Source organism: Streptomyces longwoodensis (assembly GCF_001514125.1).
Taxonomy (GTDB): Bacteria; Actinomycetota; Actinomycetes; order Streptomycetales; family Streptomycetaceae; genus Streptomyces; species Streptomyces longwoodensis.
Genome location: NZ_KQ948549.1, coordinates 38,602 through 57,331 on the forward strand (window position 1 = coordinate 38,602; position 18,730 = coordinate 57,331).

Below are 18,730 nucleotides of genomic sequence, written 5' to 3' on the forward strand. Positions count from 1 at the left end.
CGGCGGGGATCGGCGGCTCCGGCCTGCGGTCGGGTTCGGCGGCTCGGGTTCGGCCATGGGCCAGGCCAGGCTCGGCCCGTGGGTTCGGGCAGCTCGGCCGAGTCCGGCTTCGGGCTCGCCCGTGCTCAGCCCCGCGGGCCCGGCCCCTGGGTTTCGGTCGCGCTCGACCCCAGGGCCCGGCGGCACCCGGCCTCCGGGCGCGGTGGTCCCGGCCCTGGATACGGCGGGGCTCGGCCTGGATATGGCCGGGCTCAGTCCCCTTGGCCGGCCGGGATCGGTCGCCGGGCGCGCCCGCTCCGCGGGCCGTCAGCCCCGTCGGCGTCGTACCACGAACCCCGTCGCGACGGCCGCCCCCGCGACGAAGGTCGCGCCGATGGCCACGTCCCAGCCGGTGGGGCCGGTGCCGGAGGCGCCGCCCAGGCCGCCCTGCACGCCCCGGGTCGGCACCACCGTCGTGGGCCGGACCGTCGCGGTGGGGGTGACCGTCCGGGTGGGGACGGGCGTGGGCACGGCCGTCGGGGTGGGCTTCGGGCGGTGGGTGGAGGACGTCGTCGCGCCGGCGCGACGGGGCAGCGCCTCGCAGGCGATCCCGTCGTCCGGGCCCTGGTCCTCGTCCAGGCGGTGGCGGTCGGTGCGGTCGGCGTCGAAGACCGCCTGTGCGTCCTCCTGGTAGACGAAGTCGTGGCAGTCCAGGTCCTGCGCGTGGGCGGGCACGGCCGACGGCACGAGCGCGGCGAGGGCGAACAACGTGCCGACGGCAGCGGTTCTGCGAAGCACGGGGTGCCTCCTTCCCGGCCCGGGCGGGCCGCCCTTCGACGCTAGGAGCGCCACCCCTCCCGGCGCGCGCAGCGGTAGGCCGATCGGGTGCGGGGGTGCCGTGCGGGACGACTCCGGCGGGCGGGTGATCGGTCACACCGCAGGGCGTCCCGTTGACACCGCGTGCCAGGGCTTCTAGCGTCGCTCTGCGGAAGGTACTAAGCGGTCGCTCACCGAGGGGCGTACCGTCGGAGCCGCGGCCCCGGCCGGGTGCCGGAGCCGGACCTTCCGCAGGTGTTCCCAGGCGTTCTCGACGGCGAGGAGATCCAGCACATGTCCACCACAGAACAGCGGGTCGCAGTAGTCACCGGCGCGGCGCGCGGCATCGGTGCCGCCACCGCCGTACGGCTGGCCGCCGAGGGACGCGCGGTCGCGGTGATCGACCTCGACGAGGCGGCCTGCAAGGACACCGTGGAGAAGATCACGGCGGCCGGCGGCAAGGCCGTCGCGGTCGGCGCGGACGTCTCCGACGAGGCACAGGTCGAGGCGGCCGTCGCCCGGATCGTCGAGGAGCTCGGGGCCCCGACGATCCTGGTCAACAACGCGGGCGTGCTGCGCGACAACCTGCTGTTCAAGATGAGCGCGTCCGACTGGGACACCGTCCTGAACGTGCACCTGCGCGGCTCGTTCCTGATGACCAAGGCGGTGCAGAAGCACATGGTGGACGCCGGCTTCGGCCGGATCGTCAACCTCTCCTCGTCCTCCGCGCTCGGCAACCGCGGCCAGGCCAACTACTCGGCCGCCAAGGCGGGTCTGCAGGGCTTCACCAAGACCCTCGCCATCGAGCTGGGCAAGTTCGGCATCACCGCCAACGCCGTCGCCCCCGGCTTCATCGCCACCGACATGACCGCCGCGACCGCCGAGCGCGTCGGCATGGGCTTCGACGACTTCAAGAAGGCCGCCGCCACGCAGATCCCGGTGCAGCGCGTCGGTGAGCCCGAGGACATCGCCAACGCCATCGCGTTCTTCACCGGCGAGGCGGCCGGCTTCATCTCCGGCCAGGTGCTGTACGTGGCCGGCGGCCCGCTCAACTGAAGGTGACGGACATGACTGAACTCTCCGGCAAGGTCGCCCTGGTCACGGGCGCCAGCCGCGGCATCGGCTACGGCGTCGCGGAGGCCCTCGTGGCCCGCGGCGACCGGGTCTGCATCACCGGCCGCAACGAGGACGCCCTCAAGGAGGCCGTCGACAAGCTCGGCGCCGACCGGGTCATCGGTGTCGCGGGCAAGGCCCACGACGAGGCGCACCAGGCCGAGGCCGTCGCCCGCGTGATGGAGGCCTTCGGCCGCGTCGACTACCTGGTCAACAACGCCGGTACCAACCCGGTGTTCGGGCCGATCGCCGACCTCGACCTGAACGTGGCGCGCAAGGTCTTCGAGACCAACGTGATCTCGGCGCTCGGCTTCGCCCAGCGGACCTGGCACGCCTGGCAGAAGGACAACGGCGGCGCCATCGTCAACATCGCCTCCGTCGCGGGCCTCGCGCCCTCGCCGTTCATCGCCGCCTACGGCGTCAGCAAGGCCGCGCTGATCAACCTCACCCAGCAGCTCGCCCACGAGTTCGCGCCCAAGGTGCGGGTCAACGCGATCGCGCCGGCCGTGGTGAAGACCAAGTTCGCCCAGGCCCTGTACGAGGGCCGCGAGGAGGAGGCCGCCGCGGCCTACCCGCTGGGCCGGCTCGGGGTGCCCTCCGACATCGGCGGCGCCGCGGCCTTCCTGACGTCCGGGCAGTCCGACTGGGTCACCGGTCAGACCCTCGTCGTCGACGGCGGCATCTTCCTCAACGCCGGCGTCGGCTGACCGTCCCGGGACCGCCCGCCGAGCGGTCACGAAGGGCTCACGAAGGGCGCCGTTCCCTTGACGGGAGCGGCGCCCTCGTCATGTCCCGCACGGCTTCCGAGGCCTGACAACGTAGTCGGCAACGGGTGGATCAAGACCGCCTCCCGAACCAGGTTCAACCCCCGTGGCACTGCGGTATGGTCGGCCGACCCTTGGTACGGCAGATCGAGGAGCGTGCGCGTGTTCAACCGGAAGCGAAGCCTTCGGCCAGTGGCGGCGATCGCATCCATAGGCATGGTCGCCGGGTGCGGTTACTTCTCCGGCAGCGGCTCCGACGACCAGGGGCCGATCGTCGTCGGCACCACCAGTGCCCCGAGCACGCTGGACCCCGCCGCGTCCTGGGACGGCTCCTGGGAGCTGTTCCGCAACATCTACCAGACCCTGCTGGCCTACCCCAGCGGCGCGACCACGCCCGAGCCCGACGCCGCCAAGAGCTGCGCGTTCACCGACACCACCAACCGGGCCTACCGCTGCGAACTGCGCGCGGGCCTGACCTTCTCCAACGGCGACAAGCTCGACGCGCAGGCCGTGAAGCACTCCTTCGACCGGATCCGCGAGATCAACGCGCCCAGCGGCCCGGCCGGTCTGCTCGGCAGCCTCGACCACGTGCAGGCGATAGGCGACCGCGAGGTCGTCTTCCGGCTCAACAAGGCCGACGCCACCTTCCCGTTCGTGCTCGCCACGCCCGCCATGTCCCTCGTCGACCCCAAGGGCTACCCCGCCGACGCGCTGCGCAAGGACTCCGGCGTCATCGGCTCCGGGCCGTACAAGCTCCAGGACTACCAGGAGGGCAAGAGCGCCCGACTGGTCCGCAACGAGCGCTACAAGGGCTTCGCCGACCGCAGGAACGGCGAGGTCACCATCCGGTACTTCCAGGACTCGGCGCCCATGGTCAAGGCGCTGCGCGACAAGAAGATCGACGTCACCTACCGCGGCCTGGCCGCCGACGACATCGTCGCGCTCGGGCGCAAGGACGCCGCCAACAAGGGGCTCCAACTGGTCGAGGGCGCCGGCACCGACATCAACTACCTGGTGTTCAACCCCAAGGACCCGTGGGCCGCCAAGCGCGCCGTGCGCCGGGCGGTCGCCCAGGTCGTCGACCGCACCGCCCTCGCCCACACCATCTACAAGGACACCGTGGAGCCGCTGTACTCCATGGTCCCGCAGGGCCTGACCGGGCACACCACACCGTACTTCGACACCTTCGGCGACCCCGACCCGGCGAAGGCGAAGCGGATCCTCACCGGCGCGGGCATCGACGAGCCGGTGCCGCTGACCCTCTGGTACACCACCGACCGCTACGGCTCCGAGACCGCCCTGGAGTTCAAGGAGCTCAAGCGCCAGCTCGAGGACTCCGGCCTGTTCACGGTCACCCTCAAGAGCCGCCCGTGGAAGACGTACGTGGTCGGCTACCAGAAGGGCGAGTACCCGGTGTTCGGCCGCGGCTGGTTCCCCGACTTCCCCGACGCCGACAACTTCATCGCCCCCTTCGTCGGCGAGCAGAACGCCCTCGGCACGCCCTACCCGTCCAAGGAGATCACCGCCACCCTGCTGCCCCGCTCCCGCCAGGAGAGCGACCGCGGCCAGGTGGTGAAGGACTTCGAGCAGGCCCAGCGGGTCCTCGTCGACGACGCCCGGCTGCTCCCGCTGTGGCAGGGCAAGGCCTACGTGGCCGCCAGCGAGGACATCTCCGGCGGCGAGCGGGCCCTCGACCCCTCGACGATCATGATGATGTGGGAACTGTCCCGCAAGACCAGCTGGTAGCGGACGCGGACGCCCGGTGTCAGTGGTCGCCTGTAGGTTCTGAGGACCGGAGCGACCGTACGACCGAAGGACGTTGACGTGACCGACACCGCCATGCTGCCCGAGTCCTGGCGCGGGGTGCTGGGCGACGAGCTGCAGCAGCCCTACTTCAAGGAGCTGACGGAATTCGTCGAGGGGGAGCGGGCGAAGGGTCCGGTCTACCCGCCGCGCGAGGAGGTCTTCGCCGCGCTCGACGCCACGCCCTACGACCGGGTGAAGGTCCTGATCCTCGGCCAGGACCCCTACCACGGCGAGGGCCAGGGGCACGGGCTGTGCTTCTCCGTGCGGCCGGGGGTGAAGATCCCGCCGTCCCTGCGGAACATCTACAAGGAGATGCACCAGGAGCTGGGCACGCCCGTCCCGGACAACGGCTACCTGATGCCGTGGGCCCGCCAGGGCGTCCTGCTGCTCAACGCGGTCCTCACCGTCCGCTCCGGCGAGGCCAACTCGCACAAGGGCAAGGGCTGGGAGAGGTTCACGGACGCGGTGATCCGCGCCGTCGCCGACCGGCCCGACCCGGCCGTCTTCGTCCTGTGGGGCAACTACGCCCAGAAGAAGCTGCCGCTGATCGACGAGACGCGGCACGCGGTGGTCAAGGGCGCGCACCCCTCCCCGCTGTCGGCGAAGAAGTTCTTCGGCTCCCGCCCGTTCACGCAGATCAACGAGGCGGTCGCCCGCCAGGGGCACGAGCCGATCGACTGGACGATCCCCGACCTCGGCTGACCCGCCGGGCGGCCGCGCCGTCCGGGCGCGCACACCGACGGCTGGGGCTAGCGTCGGTGGCAGCAGCGGTGCGGCAGCCGACGAGAACGCGGAGGACGCGGTGGCGGAGCGAGGGCGACGGACGGCATCCGACGGCGTGCCGACCCGGATCGGCCAGGTCGTCATGCTGCACCTCGGGGGCGACCGCGAGGAGGCCCGCCGCCGCCTCCTCGACCTGTGGACCGAACTGGGCGAGCACGGCGACCCGCTCCACCGCTGCACCCTCGCCCACTACCTGGCCGACACCCACGACGACCCCGAGGACGAACTGGCCTGGGACCTCAGGGCGTTGACGGCGGCCGAGGAGCAGCGGGAGTCGGTCGCGGTGCGCGCCCTGTACCCCTCGCTGCACCTCGGTCTCGCCGCGGACTACGCCAAGCTGGGCCGCGTGGCCGCCGCCCGCACCCATGTGCGCCGGGCCCGGGCCGCGGCGGACGTCCTGGTGGACGACGGCTACGGCGCCGGGGTGCGCGCGGCGATCGGCCGCCTGGAACTCCGGCTCGGCGACGAGGGCCCGGGCGAGGAGCCCGCAATCCCCTCCCGCAGAGGCGGCTGACCCCACGGAGGCGGCCGTCCGCCCTAACGGCCGTACGTCCCTTCGCAAATCACCGCCTGAGGGCTGTCCGCGCGCCAGCCCCCGTACCGCTTGCCCAGCGCGCAGACGTCGGTGGTGCGGCGTGCCGCGTCGGACCTGCCCTTCGCGACGCCCCGGGCGTCGGGCACCTCGACGGGGGACCGGCCGGTCCGGTGCGGTGCCGGGTGAGCGGGCAGGGGGTGCGGGGCGGGGCGTCGACCGGAGGCCCCCTCGTCCGCCGTCCGCCGTCCCTTGCCGGACGCGGGGTGGGAGGGGCCGGACGCGTCGACGCTCTCCAGCGCCTCCCGCGCGGGCGCCTGCGCGACCTGGGCCCCGGCCGGGCTGCCCGACCGCGGCCGGGAGGACGCCGAGGGCGGGGCGCCGGGCGCGGACGGGTGGTCCTGCACGGTCACACACCCGGTGAGGGCGGTGAGGGCCGTCGCGACCAGGAGCGTTGCGGTAGTCGTCGTTCGCTGCACCCGCGCCACTCTGCTGCCTGCGCCGCCCCGGACGACAGCGGACGGGCGCAGGTTGCCCCGCACGGGTGAGCGCGCGCCCCGCCGGACGGGGTCAGTCGCCGGTGGCGCCGTCGACGCGTTCGCGCAGGAGGTCGGCGTGGCCGTTGTGGCGGGCGTACTCCTCGATCATGTGGGTGTAGATCCACCGCAGGGAGAACGGCTCGCCGGTGGAGCGGCCCTTCCCGACGGAGAGGTCGTCCAGCGCGTGCCGGGCGGCGTTGCGCCGGGCCTCCTCGATCTCCGCCTGCCAGGTGGCGTGGGCCTCGGCCCAGGTGTCCTGCTCGCCGGTATGGAAGTCGCCGTCGGGGTCGGCCTCGTCGTAGTAGATCGGGTCGGGGGCGTCGCCCACCAGGATCCTGCGGAACCAGTGGCGCTCGACCTCCGCCATGTGCCGCACCAGCCCCAGCAGGGACAGCTCGGACGGGGGTACGGCGGCGGTCCTGAGCTGGGCGTCGGTCAGGCCCTCGCACTTCACGGCGAGGGTCTGGCGGTGGTAGTCGAGCCAGCCCTCCAGCATGGTGCGCTCGTCGGCGTTCTGGGCGGGCGCGCTGCGTTGCGTCGTCGTGGTCATGGGGGCATCGTGTCGCGTCGGCGGGCCGGTCCACCACGCCTTTTCCGCCCGGGGGACGGCCGGCCCGGCACCGTATGCTGCCGTGCAGGCATGCGAACACGCATCCGTACACAGCAGGGAAGGGGCTCCCGTGAAGGTCGGCTGCATCGGACTCGGTGACATCGCGCAGAAGGCGTACCTGCCGGTCCTCGGCGTGCAGCCCGGGGTGGAACTCCACCTGCAGACCCGCACCCCGGCCACCCTCGACCGGGTCGCCGACTCCCTCCACCTGCCCCCGGCGCAGCGCCACCGCGACCTGGAGGGGCTGCTCGCCGCCGGCCTGGACGCGGCCTTCGTGCACGCGCCGACCGACGCCCACCCGGAGATCGTCGCCCGGCTGCTGGAGGCGGGCGTCCCGACGTACGTGGACAAGCCGCTGGCCTACCACCTCGCCGACTCCCAGCGGCTGGTGGAGCTCGCCGAGGCGCGCGGCACCGGCCTCGCCGTCGGCTTCAACCGGCGGTACGCGCCCGGGTACGCGCAGTGCGCCGACCACCCGCGCGAGCTGATCCTGCTCCAGAAGAACCGGGTGGGGCTGCCCGAGGAGCCCCGCACGATGGTCCTCGACGACTTCATCCACGTCGTCGACACGCTGCGCTTCCTGGTGCCCGGCCCGGTCGACGACGTGACCGTGCGGGCGCGGGTCGAGGACGGGCTGCTGCACCACGTGGTGCTCCAGCTCGCCGGGGACGGCTTCACGGCGCTCGGCGTGATGAACCGGCTCAGCGGCTCCAACGAGGAGGTCCTGGAGGTGTCGGGGCAGGACACCAAGCGCCAGGTCGTCAACCTCGCCGAGGTGGTCGACCACAAGGGGCAGCCCACCGTGCGGCGGCGCGGCGACTGGGTGCCGGTGGCCCGGCAGCGCGGCATCGAGCAGGCCGCGCTCGCCTTCCTGGACGCCGTCCGCGCCGGGACGACGCTCAGCGCCCGGGACGCGCTGGCGACTCACGAACTGTGCGAGCGGGTGGTGCGAGCGGTCCAGGAGCGCTCCGGCGCGGCCTGAGCGCCCGGGCCCCCTCCGTGAGGCCCAGCGCGACCAGCACCAGCAGGCTCACGTGCACGGGCCAGTCGCCGAACCGCACGTACGGCGTGACCCCGTGCGCCAGCGGCACCTCGAACACCGCCGTGGTGCTCGCGTCCGTGCCCACCCAGGAGCCGAGCCGCCGGCCGCTCGCGTCGTAGACGGCGGAGACGCCCGTCAGGGTCGCGTGCACGAACGGGCGGCCCGTCTCGGCGGCGCGCAGCGCGCCCAGCGAGGCGTGCTGCGCGGGCGCCCAACTGTGCTGGAACGACGACGTCGACGACTGCGCGACCAGCACGTCGGCGCCGTCGTCGGCGAGGTGGCGGCTCATGTCGGGGAACGCCGTCTCGAAGCACACCATCGGGCCGATCCGCAGCCCGGGCCCGGCGTGCATCACCACCTGCTCGGTGCCGCGCCGGCGGTCCTCGCCGGCCGCCTTGCCGACCGAGGTGGCCCAGCCGAGCAGGGAGCGGGCCGGTATGTACTCGCCGAAGGGCACCAGGCGCATCTTGTCGTACCGGTCGCCGGTCGGTCCCTGCGGTCCGACGAGGACCGAGCTCTTGTAGATGCCGGGCCGGTCCGAGCGGCGGGCGTCCACGTTGACCAGGATGTCCGCGCCGGTCGTGCGGGACAGGGCGGCGAGCCGGCCGGCCAGGTCGGGGCGGCCCGCCAGGTCGTAGCCGACGCTGCTCTCGCCCCAGACGACCAGGTCGACGCCCTGGCCGGCCAGGCGGCGGGTGAGCTGCTCCTCCCGGTCGAAGCGCCGGTCGACGCCCTCGACCACGCCGGGCTGCACCACGGCGATCCGGGTGCGTCCGTCACCGTCCGGGCGCGGCGCCCACCCCCAGGCCGCCGAGGTCGCGGCCGCGGTGGCCACCAGGCCGGCGACCGCGGGCGTACGGGAGGACGGCACGGCGACGAGCACCGCGGCGGCGACGTTCACGGCGACGACCAGGAAGCTCAGCAGCCACACCCCGCCGATCGAGGCGAGCCGCAGGGCGGGCGCCACCTGCCACTGGGTGGAGCCGAGCATGCCCCACGGCCCGCCCAGGCCCTGCCAGGAGCGGACCAGCTCCACCGCCAGCCACGCCGACGGCAGCACCAGCAGCGCCACCACGACCCGCCCCCGCGACGCCCCCGTCCCCACGGCCAGGTACCGGTGCGCCAGCCAGGCCCAGGGCGCCCACAGCACACCGAGCAGGGCGGCGAGGACCAGGGTGAACACGTTCAGGTCCGGCAGCAGCCAGTGGTGCAGGGCCAGCATGAAGCCGAAGCCGCCGCTCCAGCCGTCGTACAGGGCACGGCGCCCGGTCGGCGCCGCCCGGGCGAGCAGCAGCCAGGGGACCAGCGCGACATACGCCCACCACCACAGGGCGGGGGACGGGTAGGCCAGCACGGGCAGGGCGCCGGCGAGGGCGGCGAGGGCCGAGCGGCGCCAGGGGGAGGCGAGCCCGCGGTCGAGCGTCTTCATGGGCGGCTCCCTACCCCGTAGAGCCTCCAGTGTGCGTGTTGCGGACGATCTCCGACAGGGGGCGCGGGTCGGCCGGGGCGCTCGGGGAGTGCGGGGCGTCCGCCGCCGCACAGGCTTCAGCCCGTACGATCCGGCACGCGGCGCCACTTCTCCTGCACGACGAGCTCCCGCACCCGCCAGCCGTCGTCCGTGCGCAGCAGGGTGAACGCGTACCGTCCGCCGCACACGACGTCGGGCCCCGCGACGCCTTCCTGCGCCCCGTCGTCCCCCGCGCGGCCCAGCGGGCTCAGGTAGTCGGCCAGGACGCGCGCGGTGTCCCCGGTGTCCTGGTCCAGGACGCCGAACCGCACCCGGCGGTTGACGATCAGGTGCTGGCGCACGGCGAACGGCCGCAGGCTGGCGGCGAGCCAGTCGGCGACGTCCCGGGCGGCGCCCTCGATGCCGCCCGCCGAGCGGTAGTCGGCCCGTCCGTCGGGGGTGAAGAGGTTGCGGTAGGCCGTCCAGTCGCCGTCGTCGACCGCCACGGCGTAGTCGGTGATCAGTCCGTCGACGGCCAGCCGGTCCATTACGGCGGCGAGCTCCACACGCTGCGTCATGCGCCGAGTGTTGGGCATGGGGGCGGCACAGCCAAGAGGCGTGCGCCGGGCGCGCGACAGCGGAGCCCCTTGGCGGCGGCCGCCGTCACCCGCTCCCCCTCGGCCGTGGCCGCCGGCACCGCGCTACTCCTTCGCGGTGGCCACCGTCACCGCGCGCACCCGCAGCGCCGCGCGTCCCGGCAGGGCGGTGGCGACGAGGGCCAGCAGGCCGGCGACGGCCACGACGGTGACGTACAGCAGCGGAGTGACGGACGGGGCGGCGCGACCGGTCATGCCGACGCTGAACGCGGTCAGGACCGCCAGGGCGATGCCACTGCCGAGCACGGTGGCGAGCAGCACCACCGACAGCGCCTCGGTCCGCAGCATCCGCAGCACTTGACGGCGCGTGGCGCCGGCCAGGCGGAGCAGGGCGAACTCACGGACCCGCTCGGCGACCGACATGGCCAGCGTGTTGACGACCGCGATGGCGGTGAAGGCCAGGACCAGCGCCATGGCGAGGTGGTTGACCTCCGCGTTCGCCTGTTGGCGCTGCGCCTGGAGGTGGTCGGCGGCCCGGGGGGAGACGACCCGGGTGCCGGGGAACGCGCGGAGCGTGGCCTCGACCTGCGTCCGCGACCGGGTCGTGCCGACCAGGACGGAGGCCGCGAGGGGGTTGTCGACGTGGCGGGCGAGCAGGTCGTGCGCGAAGGTGAGGTCTCCGAAGCCGAGCCCCTTGGCGTAGACCGCGGCCACGGTCAGCGTGGCGGGCGTGCCGTCGCCGAGCGTCAGCCTCACGGTACTGCCGGGCTTCAAGTGGAGCTGCTCCGCGGCCAGTTCACTGACCGCCACGGTCCGGTCGGTGAGCCGGCCGAGCGAGCCCCGGGTGACGCCCGGGTCCCAGGTGCGGGTGAGCCCGGCGGGAGTGACGCCCTGCGCCGCGTACTTGTCGAGGCCGACCCGGACGGTCGTACGGACGACTTCGGTGGCCACGTCGTGGTCCGCGCGCAACTCCCGGGCGGCCTCGGCCGGGACGCCCGGGCCGGCCGCGACGACGACCCAGTCGGCCCGCACGCCCTCGCGGGCTTGGGCGCGGGCGGCGTCGCCGAGGGTGGGCTGCACGAACAGGACCGTGCAGGTCATGCCGACGAGCAGGGTGAGGTGGGTGACGACGGACGCCATGCGGGCGGCGTTGCCGCGCAGGTTGGCCGCGGCCAGCCGGCTGCCCGGCCCGGTGAGCCGCAGCGGGCCGCCGAGGAGCAGCATCGCCGCCCGCACCAGCAGCGGTCCCAGCAGGGCGACCGACGTGCACAGGACGACCACGGCCAGGAACGTGACGGGTGTCGACGCGGGTTCGGTGTGCAGCGCGGAGAGCACGACGACCAGGACGGTGCCGCCGGCGAGCAGGAGGAGCCCCGCGAGCACCCGTCCCCATGCGAGTCGCGCGGGCTCGCTGCGGGACTCGGCGAGCGCCTCGGCCGGACGGATCCGGGCGACCCGGCGGGAGGCGAGCCGGGCGGAGACCCAAGCCGCGGCGAGGGTCACGGCGACGCCGGCGAACGCGGGGAGGACGCCGACCGTGTGCCGCAGGGTCGCGGGCACGGCCCCCATGGCGACGAACCTGCTGTGCAGCCAACTGCCCAGCGGCAGGCCGAGCAGGGCGCCCGCGCACCCGGCGACGCCACCGACGAGCAGCGCCTCACGGCCCAGGAGGCCACGGATCTGTCCGGAGCGGGCGGCGATCGCGCGGAGCAGGGCGAGTTCGCGGTACCGCTGCTGCACGGTCAGCGTGAACGTGCCGACGACCACGAGGACCGCCACGAGCAGCGAGGTGCCGCCCATGGCACCGCCGGTGCTGACCAGCCTGGTGCGTGCCGCGGCGGCGTCGAGGAACTCCGCAGTGCCGCGGGCGTCCCCGGTGCCGACCTGCGCGGTGGTGCCGTGGAGCGCCCGCACCACGGCTCGGCGCAGCCGCCCGGTGTCCGTGCCCGGGCCGGGGAACACGCCGAACGCGGTGACCTCACCGGGGTGCGCGGCCAGTCTGCGGGCCTCCGCCGTGGAGAAGAACAGCGACGTCTGGTGCCGTACCGCCGCGTCAGGGGCGGCGACGCCGCTGACGCGGTAGCCGCGCGGTGCTCGCGTCGACTGGACGGTGAGCCGGTCGCCGACCTGGAGGTGGGCCCGCCCGGCGAGCCAGGAGTCGACGACCAGGTCGGTCGCGGCCTTCGGCGCGCTGCCCGCGGCGAGCCGGTACGGCGTGAGGGCGGCCGAGTCCCAGGCGTGCCCGTAGGCACTGCGGCCGCCCGTGCCGCCCGGGATCAACGGCTGGGCCAGGAAGGTCAGTTCGGGTATGACACGGGCGACGCCGGGCGTGTGCGCCAGGGTCCCGGCCAGGCCCTGCGGGAGCCAGGCGCGCTCGGCGACGGGCTTCGCCTTGTGCTTGGTCCCGGTCTTGCCCTTCTTGTGCTTGACGGTGGTCCGGTGGACGTTCTGGTCGGCCGAGACCACTACGGGGGCGGCGGTGTACCGCTCGGTGCGGATCGTCCCGCGCAGGCCCGTCTCCAACAGGCTGCCGCAGGCGGTGATCAGGGCCGCCGCGCACATCAGGGCGACGAAGGCCCCGAGGAACCCGGCTTTGCGGGCGCGGACCGACTTCAGGGCGTAGCGCAGCATCATCGGATACCGGTCCTCTTCGTCGTCGGCGGGTGCGGGGTGTGCGCGGCATGGGGCGCGGGGTCGTCGCGGTCGTCGTCGACGGCGGGCGCGGGAAACGCGATCAAGCGGGTGAGGACGGTGCGTGCGCCGGGCGGGGTGTCTGCCCCGGGGCGCTTGCAGCGGTTGAGGAGGGCGACGTACTCCTCGAAGAACGGGCAGCGTCAGCCGGACCGTGCCGCGCGAGTACGGGAAGGCGTCCGCCCACGGGTCGCCCCCGGCGGTGTCGGAGGCTGCCCAACGGGCGCGTGGGGGGCGGTAGTTCCGGGTTCCTGTGCCATGGGTCCACAGTCGTCTGTGCACAGGGGCCTGTGCAGTGCGGTGGACCGGCGTCTTCGGTCGGGGGGTAGCCCTACCCCGGTGGGCCGCCGCGGCGAGCACCGGCCGCCGCACCAGGCGTGGTCACGTCCCGTCCCGCAGTTCGGCGCGCAGTTTCTCGAAGGCGGTGGGGGAGGGGCGGCGGGGCAGGAAGTCCTTGATGCGGTGGGCGACGGTGGCGGCGTCCTCGCGGGCGGTGTCGCACTCCAGGTCGTAGACGCCGTGGGCGTGCACCTGGGGGAGTTGGCGGACGGCCAGCCCCGTGGGGCGGTCGCCGCGCGCCCGCTCGCGGCGTTCGAGTTCCGCGGGCGGGCAGTGCACGCCGACGAACACGACGTCGCGGGGGTCGAACAGGGCCAGGCAGTCGCGAAGTCGCCACTCGGCGCTCAGGACGTGGTCGACGACGACGTCGTTGCCGGCGGCCGCCATCCCGGCGACGGCCCGGTGGAAGCCCTGCCAGGTGCGGTGGAGTACTTCGTCCAGCCGCTCGGCGGGGACCGGCGCGCGCGAGCGCATCGCGTGGAAGGCGTCGACCGCCATGTGGAAGCAGGGTTGGTCGAGCACGCGGGTCAGTTCGGCCGCGATCGTGGACTTGCCGGAACTGGACGTGCCGTTCAGGAAGATGATCGTCCCGCGACTGGGCGGGACGGTGCTGAGGTGCCGCATGCCTGCGTGTGCGCTCCGCTCGACGGGGACCGCCCCGGGGGGCGTTCAGGCCGCTCTGACGACGCCGCCGCGGATGGCCGCGGCCCACTCGACCACCAGCAGTTCGTACTCGGCGCGCTCCGTGGCGGACAGGGAGCCGCCCGCACGCAGCCACAGGGCCCTGATCCGCTCGTTCAACTCGGCGGCGGACCGCACGGAACCACGGTCGGCAGAATCGGGGAACATGCGGACCAGCGTAGGGCCAAGAGCTGACAGCGCGCTACCGGACGGCTACGCAGACCGTATGGGGTCGGTCACGGCCGCAGCCCCGGTGACCGTCGGTGCCGGTCCGCACGCTCCGCAGTGCCCGCAGGTCAGCCCGCCGACTCGGCGGCGTGCGGGCTCAGCACGCCCGCCGTCACCAGCACGATGATCACGATGCCGAGGACGACGCGGTACCAGACGAACGGCATGAAGGACTTGGTGCTGATGTACTTCATGAACCACGCGATGACGGCGTACCCGGTCGCGAAGGCGATCACCGTCGCCAGCAGCGTCGGGCCCCACGCCACGTGGTCGCTCTCCATCGCGTCCTTCACCTCGAAGGCGCCGGAGGCCAGGACCGCCGGGATCGCGAGCAGGAACGAGTAACGCGCGGCCGCCTCGCGCCGGTAGCCCATGAACAGGCCGCCGCTGATGGTCGCGCCGGAGCGGGAGACGCCCGGGATCAGCGCGCAGGCCTGGCACAGCCCGTAGATCAGGCCGTCCCTGACGCCCAGGTCCTCCAGCGTCTTGCGCTGCTTGGGCGCGCGGTGCCGGCCGCCGTTCTCGTCACGGGCCGCCAGCCGGTCGGCGATGCCGATGACGATGCCGACGACCACCAGCATGGTGGCGGTCACCCGCAGGTCGCGGAACGGGCCCTCGATCTGGTCCTTGAGCGTCACGCCGAGCACGCCGATCGGGATGGACCCGACGATCACCAGCCAGCCCATCTGGGCGTCGTGGTCCTGGCGCATGGTCTTGTCGGCCAGGGAGCGGCTCCACGCGGCGATGATCCGCCCGATGTCCTTGCGGAAGTAGATCAGCACCGCCGCCTCCGTGCCGATCTGCGTGATCGCCGTGAACGCGGCCCCCGGGTCGTGCCAGCCGGAGAACGCCGCGGTCAGCCGCAGGTGCGCGCTGGAGGAGACGGGGAGGAACTCGGTCAGCCCCTGGACGAGTCCGAGGACGAGGGATTCAAACCAAGACATGGAGTTAAGGAGTCCAAGTGCCGATCGGGACAGGGGCGACGGACACGACGGCCGCCCGCGGCGGTGATCACGTGTGTCGGGGGCAGCCTAGCGCCCCGGCGTGACAAGCCCGCCACAGGGGTTTGGCGGAAGCCTTGGCGGGTCCTTGGGCGGCCCTTGGAGTCGCTTTGGCCCTTCCTTGACCCGAGCGCCGTGACCCGAGCGCCGTCGAGGATCCTGCCGCACAACGGCCGTGGCGCCCCCTCAGGCGGCCGTAGGCCCCTTGACCGTCCAGCCCGGGACCTGGGGGTGGGCGGTCAGGTCCTCGTGGTGGACCTCACCCCCGCAGGCCGCGCAGGTGACCACCGGGAGCAGTTCGCTGCCGCAGGAGTGCTCGATCACCATCGGGCGGTCGTCGCCGCCGCGCACGTGGCGGTCGCCCCAGGCCATGAGGCTCATCAGGACCGGTTCCAGGTCGAGGCCCGCCCGGGTGGCCCGGTACTCGAAGCGCTGCGGCCGCTCCTGGTAGGCCCGCTTGGTCAGCAGCCCGGCGTCGACCAGGCGCCGCAGCCGGGCGGCCAGGACGTCGCGCGGGGCGCCGATGTTGCGCACCAGCTGGTCGAACCGGCCGTTGCCCAGGCAGACCTCGCGCAGCACGAGCAGGGAGTACTTCTCGCCGACGACGGCGAGGGCGTCGGCGATCGAGCAGGGGCGCGGGTCCTTCGTGGCGGCCATGCGGTCCAGTCTAGGCGAGGGTTTGTTTTTCCAACCCACAGGACTATGGTGGGTCCAGATTTCCTACTCACTGGTAATCGCCCCGGCGGCCAAGGAGGCCCGCACATGCGTGACGCAGTCATCGTCGAAGCCGTACGCACCCCCATCGGCAAGGGCAAGCCGAACGGCTCCCTCGCGCACGTCCACCCCGTCGAGCTCCTCGCCCACACCCTGCGCACCCTCGTCGAGCGCTCCGGCGTCGACCCGGCGCTCATCGACGACGTCATCGGCGGCACCGTCGACCAGGTCGGCGAGCAGGCGATGAACACCACCCGCTACGCCGCCCTGTCCGCGGGCTTCCCCGAGTCGGTGCCCGCGACCACGGTGGACCGCCAGTGCGGTTCCTCCCAGCAGGCCGTGCACTTCGCCGCCCAGGGCGTCCTGGCCGGCGCCTACGACCTGGTCGTCGCCTGCGGGGTGGAGTCGATGAGCCGCGTGCCCATGTGGTCCAACGTGCCGCCCGGCACGGACCCCTTCGGGCCCGGCGTCGCCGCGCGCTACCCGGAGGGACTCGTCCCGCAGGGCATCAGCGCCGAGCTGATCGCCGCCAAGTGGTCACTGAGCCGCGCCCAGTTGGACGACTTCGCCGTCTCGTCCCACCACCGGGCCGACGCCGCCTGGCGGCAGGGCCTGTTCGACGCCGAGGTCGCGCCGCTGGATGGGGTCTCGCGCGACGAGTGCGTCCGCCCGGACAGCACCCCCGAGGTCCTGGCCGGCCTGCGGCCCGCCTACCACGACCCGGTCTTCGCCGAGCGCTTCCCGCAGATCGAGTGGAACATCACCGCCGGCAACGCCAGCCCCGTCAACGACGGCGCCTCCGCCGTGCTCATCACCTCGAGCGAGACCGCCGCCCGCCTCGGGCTGCGCCCGCTGGCCCGGCTGCACAGCTTCGCCGTCACCGGCTCCGACCCGCTGCTGATGCTCACCGGCGTCGTGCCGGCCACGGAGAAGGTGCTGCGCCGGGCCGGGCTGCGCCTGGACGACATCGACCTGTTCGAGGTCAACGAGGCGTTCTCCAGCGTCGTCCTGGCCTGGCAGCAGGAGACCGGCGCGGACCTCGCCAAGGTCAACGTGCACGGCGGCGCCATCGCCCTCGGCCACCCGCTCGGCGCGAGCGGGACGCGGCTGACGACGACCCTGGTCCACGCCCTGCGCCGACGCGGCGCCCGCTACGGCCTGCAGACCATGTGCGAGGCGGGAGGCCTGGCCAACGCGATGATCGTGGAGGCGGTCTGACCGCGCGTCGGGCGGTCCTGCGGGCATGGTCCGGGGGTCGGGGTCCGGCCGTCGCGGTCCGAGCGTTGCGGTCCGGGCGTCGTGGTTCGGGCGTCGGGGTCCGGCCGTCGTGGTCCGGGGCTCGCGATCCGAGCGTTGCGGTTCCGGGCGTCGCGTACGCCCGCCCGGGCCCTACCGCGCCCGCAGGTGGTGGCGCTTGCGCCAGGCCAGCACGGTGCCCGCGAGCGCCGGCAGGGCGATGGCGGCCACCGCGACGAGGAAGACCGGCGACGTCGGCGACGCGGCCCGGGCGCCGGCGACGACGTACGCGGCCGTGTTGGGCACCGAGCCCAGCGCGGTCGCGAGCAGGAACGCCGGCCAGCGCATCCGGGAGACGGCGGCGCAGTAGTTCGCGGCCCAGAACGGCACGCCCGGGAACAGCCGTGCCGCCAGCATCGAGCGGAAGCCGTGCCGGCTGAGCTGGCCGTCGGCCGCCTTCAGCCAGCGCCCCCGCAGCAGCGGACGCAGCGCGTCCTGCCCCAGGAGGCGGCCGAGCCCGAAGGCGGCGCCGGCGCCCAGCACCGTGCCGGCCAGCGCCGCGGCCAGACCGAACTGCGAGCCGAACAGCGCGCCCGCCGCCAGGTTCAACAGCGGCCGCGGCACGAACGCCACGGTGCACAGGCCGTACGCCACGGCGAACGCCAGGGTCGCGGCGGCCCCGCCGAGCTGAGGTGGCCAGCCGTCGGCGAGCAGCCGCTGTGGCTGGAACAGCAGCACGCAGGACGCGGCGCCCGCGAGCAGCGCGACCAGCAGGGCGAAGCGCGACCAGGGGGACAGCAGCACGCGCGTGCAGCGTGCCGCGAGACCTCCCCGGGCTCGCGCGGAACGGACGGTGGCCGGGGGGACGACGGCCGCCGACGGGACGGTGAGCTCCGTCGCCAGGGCCGGGGGAAGGGCCGTGGCGGTCGCGGTGCCCCCAGAGCGGGTGGTGGCATCGAGCATCCGGCGACCCTAACCGACGGACGTGTGTGATCGCCGTATGGTTCGTCTCATGACGGTGACAGCCGCCGGACCGCCCGACGTCCCGCACAGCGCCCTCGCCGACACCGTGCTGGAGCGGCTGACCACCGCCTTCGGCGCCGCGGCCGACCCCGCGCAAGCCGCCGTCATGCGGGCCTACATGAAGGACGTGGTTCCTTTCCTGGGCATCCCCGCTCCGGAGCGCCGCGCCCTCACCCGTGCCGTGTTCGCGGGCACCCCGCGCCCCGACGAGGCCGACTGCACCGCCGTCGCACTGCGCTGCTGGCGGCTGCCCGAGCGCGAGTACCACTACGTCGCCGTCGACTTCCTGCGCCGCCACGCCGGCCGGCTGTCGTCCGGCTTCCTCCCCGTGGCACGCCGGCTCGTCACCACCGTCCCCTGGTGGGACACCGTCGACCTGCTCGCCGTGCACGTCGTGGGCGCGCTCGTCGCGGCCGACCCCCGGCTCACCGCCGCCATGGACGCCTGGAGCGCCGACGACGACCTGTGGGTCGTGCGCACCGCCCTGCTGCACCAGCTGCGATACAAGGAACGCACGGACGTCGACCGGCTCTTCGGGTACAGCCTGCGCCAGAGCGCGCACCCCGACTTCTTCGTGCGCAAGGCCATCGGCTGGGCCCTGCGCGAGTACGCCAGGACCGATCCCGACGCCGTACGGGGCTTCGTCGCGCGCGAACGGCACCGGTTCGCCCCGCTGACCGTGCGCGAGGCGCTGAAGAACATCGGTGACCTGCGCGACACCGCCGGCGACCGGGGCACGTCCGGCGACACCGGCGGCTGAGGGCGGCTCGGGGCCGCCGACCCCGTGACC

General features: G+C 73.9%; 19 protein-coding genes. 8 read left to right on the plus strand and 11 right to left on the minus strand.

Annotated features, from left to right (window positions below; genetic code table 11):
• Positions 1–306: 306 nt before the first annotated feature.
• Entirely contained in the window at positions 307–777 is a 471-nt protein-coding gene (locus AQJ30_RS00180) for an excalibur calcium-binding protein (protein WP_067227433.1), read from the minus strand.
• Between the two features lie 312 nt (positions 778–1,089).
• Between AQJ30_RS00180 and fabG the strand changes: the two genes are divergently transcribed.
• The 5 genes from fabG to AQJ30_RS00205 all read left to right on the plus strand — a co-directional run bounded on the left by fabG (position 1,090) and on the right by AQJ30_RS00205 (position 5,775).
• Positions 1,090–1,851 carry a 3-oxoacyl-ACP reductase FabG gene (fabG, locus tag AQJ30_RS00185; protein ID WP_067227434.1) on the plus strand — a complete coding sequence of 254 codons (762 nt, stop codon included), beginning with the start codon at positions 1,090–1,092 and terminating at the stop codon, positions 1,849–1,851.
• A gap of 11 nt (positions 1,852–1,862) precedes the next feature.
• On the plus strand, positions 1,863–2,615 hold the full coding sequence (locus AQJ30_RS00190; protein ID WP_211278902.1) for an SDR family oxidoreductase: 753 nt from the start codon (positions 1,863–1,865) through the stop codon (positions 2,613–2,615).
• Between the two features lie 219 nt (positions 2,616–2,834).
• Complete coding sequence (locus AQJ30_RS00195) at positions 2,835–4,418, plus strand: ABC transporter substrate-binding protein (protein WP_067227439.1); 1,584 nt, start codon at positions 2,835–2,837, stop codon at positions 4,416–4,418.
• A 78-nt stretch (positions 4,419–4,496) separates the two neighbouring features.
• Positions 4,497–5,180 carry a uracil-DNA glycosylase gene (ung, locus tag AQJ30_RS00200; RefSeq protein WP_067227440.1) on the plus strand — a complete coding sequence of 228 codons (684 nt, stop codon included), beginning with the start codon at positions 4,497–4,499 and terminating at the stop codon, positions 5,178–5,180.
• 100 nt (positions 5,181–5,280) lie between these two features.
• Positions 5,281–5,775: a hypothetical protein gene (locus AQJ30_RS00205; protein WP_067227447.1), complete on the plus strand. Its 495-nt coding sequence runs from the start codon at positions 5,281–5,283 to the stop codon at positions 5,773–5,775.
• A 23-nt stretch (positions 5,776–5,798) separates the two neighbouring features.
• On the opposite strand, the gene AQJ30_RS00210 is transcribed toward AQJ30_RS00205, so the two are convergent.
• The gene (locus AQJ30_RS00210) at positions 5,799–6,272 is read right to left on the minus strand and encodes a hypothetical protein (protein WP_067228814.1); all 474 of its coding nucleotides are present in this window, start codon (positions 6,270–6,272) and stop codon (positions 5,799–5,801) included.
• 91 nt (positions 6,273–6,363) lie between these two features.
• A complete protein-coding gene (locus AQJ30_RS00215; protein ID WP_067227449.1) occupies positions 6,364–6,882 on the minus strand; it encodes a DinB family protein in 519 nt (172 codons plus the stop codon).
• A gap of 130 nt (positions 6,883–7,012) precedes the next feature.
• Here AQJ30_RS00215 and AQJ30_RS00220 point away from each other — a divergent pair, with 130 nt between their 5' ends.
• Entirely contained in the window at positions 7,013–7,924 is a 912-nt protein-coding gene (locus AQJ30_RS00220; protein WP_067227451.1) for a Gfo/Idh/MocA family protein, read from the plus strand.
• Here the strand turns inward: AQJ30_RS00220 and lnt are convergent.
• From lnt to AQJ30_RS00250, 7 genes are all read right to left on the minus strand, one after another.
• Positions 7,842–9,413 carry an apolipoprotein N-acyltransferase gene (gene lnt, locus AQJ30_RS00225; protein ID WP_067227452.1) on the minus strand — a complete coding sequence of 524 codons (1,572 nt, stop codon included), beginning with the start codon at positions 9,411–9,413 and terminating at the stop codon, positions 7,842–7,844. The genes AQJ30_RS00220 and lnt overlap by 83 nt on opposite strands.
• Before the next feature lie 116 nt (positions 9,414–9,529).
• Entirely contained in the window at positions 9,530–10,009 is a 480-nt protein-coding gene (locus AQJ30_RS00230) for a nuclear transport factor 2 family protein (protein WP_067227454.1), read from the minus strand.
• 123 nt (positions 10,010–10,132) lie between these two features.
• Positions 10,133–12,661: an ABC transporter permease gene (locus AQJ30_RS00235; RefSeq protein WP_067227456.1), complete on the minus strand. Its 2,529-nt coding sequence runs from the start codon at positions 12,659–12,661 to the stop codon at positions 10,133–10,135.
• Positions 12,662–13,099: 438 nt separating this feature from the next.
• Positions 13,100–13,681, minus strand: coding sequence for a chloramphenicol phosphotransferase CPT family protein (locus tag AQJ30_RS00240; protein WP_067227458.1), 582 nt, complete (start codon positions 13,679–13,681; stop codon positions 13,100–13,102).
• A gap of 45 nt (positions 13,682–13,726) precedes the next feature.
• On the minus strand, positions 13,727–13,906 hold the full coding sequence (locus AQJ30_RS36390; RefSeq protein ID WP_079083690.1) for a hypothetical protein: 180 nt from the start codon (positions 13,904–13,906) through the stop codon (positions 13,727–13,729).
• 128 nt (positions 13,907–14,034) lie between these two features.
• Positions 14,035–14,910 carry an undecaprenyl-diphosphate phosphatase gene (locus AQJ30_RS00245; RefSeq protein ID WP_067227459.1) on the minus strand — a complete coding sequence of 292 codons (876 nt, stop codon included), beginning with the start codon at positions 14,908–14,910 and terminating at the stop codon, positions 14,035–14,037.
• Between the two features lie 243 nt (positions 14,911–15,153).
• Positions 15,154–15,624 (minus strand): winged helix-turn-helix transcriptional regulator, encoded by a 471-nt coding sequence (locus AQJ30_RS00250; protein ID WP_067227460.1) that lies wholly within the window; start codon positions 15,622–15,624, stop codon positions 15,154–15,156.
• 105 nt (positions 15,625–15,729) lie between these two features.
• Here AQJ30_RS00250 and AQJ30_RS00255 point away from each other — a divergent pair, with 105 nt between their 5' ends.
• Positions 15,730–16,899, plus strand: a complete 1,170-nt coding sequence (locus AQJ30_RS00255; protein ID WP_067227463.1) for a thiolase family protein — start codon at positions 15,730–15,732, stop codon at positions 16,897–16,899.
• Positions 16,900–17,070: 171 nt separating this feature from the next.
• Here the strand turns inward: AQJ30_RS00255 and AQJ30_RS00260 are convergent, their stop codons facing one another.
• The gene (locus AQJ30_RS00260; protein WP_067227464.1) at positions 17,071–17,880 is read right to left on the minus strand and encodes a TVP38/TMEM64 family protein; all 810 of its coding nucleotides are present in this window, start codon (positions 17,878–17,880) and stop codon (positions 17,071–17,073) included.
• Between the two features lie 49 nt (positions 17,881–17,929).
• Between AQJ30_RS00260 and AQJ30_RS00265 the strand changes: the two genes are divergently transcribed.
• Entirely contained in the window at positions 17,930–18,700 is a 771-nt protein-coding gene (locus tag AQJ30_RS00265) for a DNA alkylation repair protein (RefSeq protein ID WP_067227466.1), read from the plus strand.
• Positions 18,701–18,730: the final 30 nt, after the last annotated feature.